Annotated in this window: 4 protein-coding genes; all 4 read left to right on the top strand. The window is 71.4% G+C overall.

Annotated elements, in window-relative coordinates; genetic code table 11:
- The coding region (locus tag AC27VN_RS34520; protein ID WP_490879508.1) for an LLM class flavin-dependent oxidoreductase at window positions 1–588 on the top strand (588 nt) is incomplete at its 5' end.
- Window positions 585–1,790 carry an SfnB family sulfur acquisition oxidoreductase gene (locus tag AC27VN_RS34515; protein WP_490879507.1) on the top strand — a complete coding sequence of 402 codons (1,206 nt, stop codon included), beginning with the start codon at window positions 585–587 and terminating at the stop codon, window positions 1,788–1,790. The genes AC27VN_RS34520 and AC27VN_RS34515, both read left to right, overlap by 4 nt.
- 30 nt (window positions 1,791–1,820) lie before the next feature.
- On the top strand, window positions 1,821–3,431 hold the full coding sequence (locus AC27VN_RS34510) for an ABC transporter substrate-binding protein (protein ID WP_490879506.1): 1,611 nt from the start codon (window positions 1,821–1,823) through the stop codon (window positions 3,429–3,431).
- A 61-nt stretch (window positions 3,432–3,492) separates the two neighbouring features.
- On the top strand, window positions 3,493–4,139 hold a 647-nt coding region (locus AC27VN_RS34505), incomplete at its 3' end, for an ABC transporter permease (protein WP_490879505.1).

Here is a 4,139-nt window from a genome sequence, read left to right as displayed (position 1 = left end):
GCGGCGCTCGCCGAGGCCGGGCGCGATGCCGACGCGGTGCGCTTCGTGACCACGCTGCTGGTCGTGACCGCTCCCACCGAAGCCGAGGCCCGCGCGCGCTACGAGGAGTACCGCCGCTACGCGCAGCCCGAGGCCGGCCTGGTGCAGTTCAGCAGCGCGATCGGCCACGACCTCTCGCGCCATGGCCTCGACGACGCCATCGGCGGCGGCAGCGCCGATGCGATCCAGAGCTCGGTCGCCTCGCTCAAGGGACCTGGGGGCACGCCGCTGACCCCGCGCGCGCTGCTCGCGCAGATGCCGCTGGGCGCGCGCCATGCGCCCGTGGTCGGTACGCCCGCGCAGATCGCAGACACCATCGAGACCTGGGTCACCGAGGCCGGCATCGACGGCTTCAACCTCGTGCGCACCGTGAGCCCCGAGGGCCTCGAGCATTTCGTCGACCTCGTGGTGCCCGAGCTGCAGCGCCGCGGCCTGCACAAGCGCGTCTATGCCGAAGGCAGCTGGCGCGAAAAGATCTTCGGACCGGGCCGCGCCCGGCTGCCGTCCTCCCACACCGGGGTGCGGCGACGCACCTCCGCATCGCCATGACAGCTCCCTCCTCCTCCGCCAGCCCGGTCCACGTCGTGCGCGACGACGCCGAGGCCCTCGCCATCGCGCGCCGCCTCGCGGCCGACTTCGCCACCGGCGCCTCCGAACGCGACCGGCAGCGCCGCCTGCCCTTCGAGGAGGTCGAACGCTTCTCGGCCAGCGGCCTCTGGGGCATCACGGTGCCACGCGCCTTCGGCGGCGCCGCGGTCTCGCATGCCACGCTGGCCGAGGTCACGGCGCTGATCTCCGAAGCCGACCCCGCGCTCGGCCAGATTCCGCAGAACCACTACTGCCTGGTCGATGCGGTGCGGCTGATCGGCGATGCGCAGCAGCAGAAGTTCTTCTTCCGCGAGGCGATCGAGGGCCGGCGCTTCGGCAACGCGGTGTCGGAAAGCGGCACCGCCAACGCCAAGGTCGTGACCGCGCGGCTGCGCGCCACGCCCGAGGGCCTGCGGCTCGACGGCCGCAAGTTCTACTGCACCGGCGCGCTGTTCGCGCACTGGGTGCCGGTCGCGGCCAAGGACGAGCAGGACAAGCAGGTGCTGGTCTATGTCGCGCGCGAGGCGCCGGGCCTCGAGGTCGTCGACGACTGGAGCGGCTTCGGCCAGCGCACCACCGCGAGCGGCACCGTCACGGCCGACAACGTCGCGGTCGGCGCGCTGCAGGTGCTGCCGCGCGCGCAACTGTTCGAGCCGCCGACCATCCACGGCCCGTTCGCGCAGGTGCTGCACGCCGCCATCGACCTCGGCATCGGCCGCGCCGCCATGGCCGACCTGCACCACTGGGTGCGCGAGCGCGCGCGGCCCTGGCCCGACAGCGGCGTGGCGCGCGCGGCCGACGATCCGCTCACGCTCGCGCGCATCGGCCGGCTGGTGATCCAGCAACATGCGGCCGAGGCGCTGCTCGAACGCGCGGGCCGCGCGCTCGACCGTGCGCGTGACGAGCCCGGTGCCGAACACGTGACCGAGGCCTCGATCGCGGTCGCCGAGGCCAAGGTGCTGAGCACCGAGTTCGCGCTCGAGGCCGCCACCGCGCTGATCGAGCTCGCGGGCACGCAGTCCACGCTGGCCGAGCACAACCTCGATCGCCACTGGCGCAATGCGCGCACCCACACCGTGCACGACCCGGTGCGCTGGAAGCCGCATGCCGTGGGCAACCACTGGCTCAACGGTGCCAGCCCGCAGCGCCACGCCTCGATCTGATCCTTCCTCGTCTTTCCGAAAGCCATCACCATGGACCGTCGCCGTTTCATCCAACAAGGCAGCGCCGCCTTCTCGCTCGGCACCGTCGCCGGCACCAGCCTGCCTCTGTCGGCCTGGGCCCAGGCACGCAAGGACACGCTGCGCGTGCTCTCCGAGGGCGCGCCCAACTCGCAGGACCCGCACGGCGAGGGCGTGAGCCGCGAATCGCTGGGCCTGTTCTTCAACGTCTACGACCGGCTCATCAACTTCGACCGCGCCCAGCTCTCGCCGGGCGTCTTCAAGTACGACTACGGGCGCTTCCGCGGCGAACTGGCCGAGCGCTTCGAGACCAGCGCCGACGGCCGCACGCTGACCTTCTTCCTGCGCCGCGACGCCACCTTCCACGACGGCAAGCCCGTGACGGCCGCCGACGTGAAGTGGTCCCTCGACCGCGCGGTCTCGCTGCCGGCCAGCAAGCGCCAGCTCGCGACCGGCTCGCTCGAGAATCCCTCGCAGTTCACGGTGGTGGATGCCCACACCTTCCGCATCGCGCTGCCGCGCGCCGACCGCTACACGCTGCCGAACCTCGCGCTGAGCTTCGCCTCGGTCCTCAACAGCGAACTCGCGAAGTCGCATGCCACCGCGGCCGATCCCTGGGCCACCGAATGGGTCAAGGCGCACGAAGCCGGCGGCGGCGCCTTCCGTATCGAGAGCTTCACGCCGGGCCAGCAGGTGGTCTACACCCGCTTCGACGGCTGGAAGGGCGGCGCCGCGCCGCAATTGCGCCGCGCCGTGTTCCAGGTCGTGCCCTCGGCCTCCAACCGCGTGGCCGCCTTGCTCAAGGGTGACGCCGACGTGGCGCTGCAGCTGCCGCCCAAGGACCTCGACGCGCTGACCGACACCACGCGCGCCAAGGTGGTGTCGGTGCCGGTCACGACCAGCTTCCGCTTCGTCGCCTTCAACACCCAGGCCAAGCCCTTCGACGACGTGCGCGTGCGCCAGGCCATCGCCTACGCCCTGCCCTACACCACGCTGCTGCGCGGCGCCAACCTGGGCCGCGGCGAGGCGCTGTACGGCGCCAGGCCCGGCAAGCCCGCGAGCAGCCGCTTTCCGCAGCCCTATCCCTACGACACCCAGTTGCTCAAGGCGAAGGAGCTGCTGGCGCAGGCCGGTTATCCGCAGGGCTTCAAGACCAGCTTCAGCTACAACGTCGGCGACGCCACGCTGGCCGAGCCCGCGGCGCTGCTGATCCAGGAGGCGCTGGCGAAGATCGGCATCGCGCTGAGCATCGAGAAGGTGCCCAGCGCCCAGTGGGGCACGCTGCAGACCGAGAAGAAGCTGCCCTTCTTCATCGACAGCTCCTCGGCCTGGTTCAACGACCCCGACTACTTCTTCCGCATCTTCTTCCAGGGCGACTGGCGCTGGAACTTCGGCTCGTTCAAGAACGACGAGCTCGCGAAACTGCTCGAGCAGGCGCGCTGGGAGACCGACCGCGCGAAATACGACCGCGCGATCCAGCGCGCGATCGAGATCGCCTTCGAGCAGGTGCCGCTGGTGCCGCTGTGGCTGCCCACCTTCGAGGCGGCGCTGCAGCCCGACCTGCAGGGCTTCACCTACTACATCCATGGCCAGGTGGACTTCCGGCCGTTGACGCGTTCATGAGCGCAGCGCCGGGCCGCCCCAAGCAAGCTCGCACCGCAGTGCGAAGCACGAAGGTGTTCCAATGAGCTTCGCGCGGCGCGTCGTCTCCAGGCTCGCGGCCACCGTGCCGGTGCTCGCGGGCACGGCCGTCTTCACCTTCGTGCTCACGCACGTGCTGCCGGGCGACCCCGCGGCCTTCCTCGCCTCGGGACCGAGTGCCGGACCCGAGGAGATCGCGCAGATCCGCGCGCGCATGGGCCTGGACCTGCCGCTGCCCACGCAGCTGTGGCACTACCTGCAGGCGCTGGCGCACGGCGACTGGGGCCAGTCGCACACGACGGGGCAGCCGGTGCTGACCGACCTGTGGCAGCGCCTGCCGGCCTCGCTCGAGCTCACCTTCGCGGCCTTCGTGCTCACGCTGCTGGTGGCACTGCCGCTGGGCACCGCGGCCGCGCTGCGCCCGCGCTCGTTGTGGGACCGCGCCTGCACCGTGCTCACCGTGGGCGGCAGCTGCGTGCCGAGCTTCGTGATCGCGCTGCTGCTGGTCTATGTCTTCTATTTCCTGCTGGGCTGGGCGCCCGAACCCACGGGCCGCATCGACGCGATGATCGAGCCGCCGCCGGTGCGCAGCGGCTTCATGCTGCTCGATGCCGCGCTCGCGCTGCGCTGGGATGCCTTCGTTTCCGCGGCCGGCCGGCTGCTGCTGCCGAGCGTGGCGATGGCGGCCTT

Source organism: Variovorax sp. 20P10.2.4, from assembly GCF_058244205.1.
This window is presented reverse-complemented; position numbering and strand designations above follow the sequence as displayed.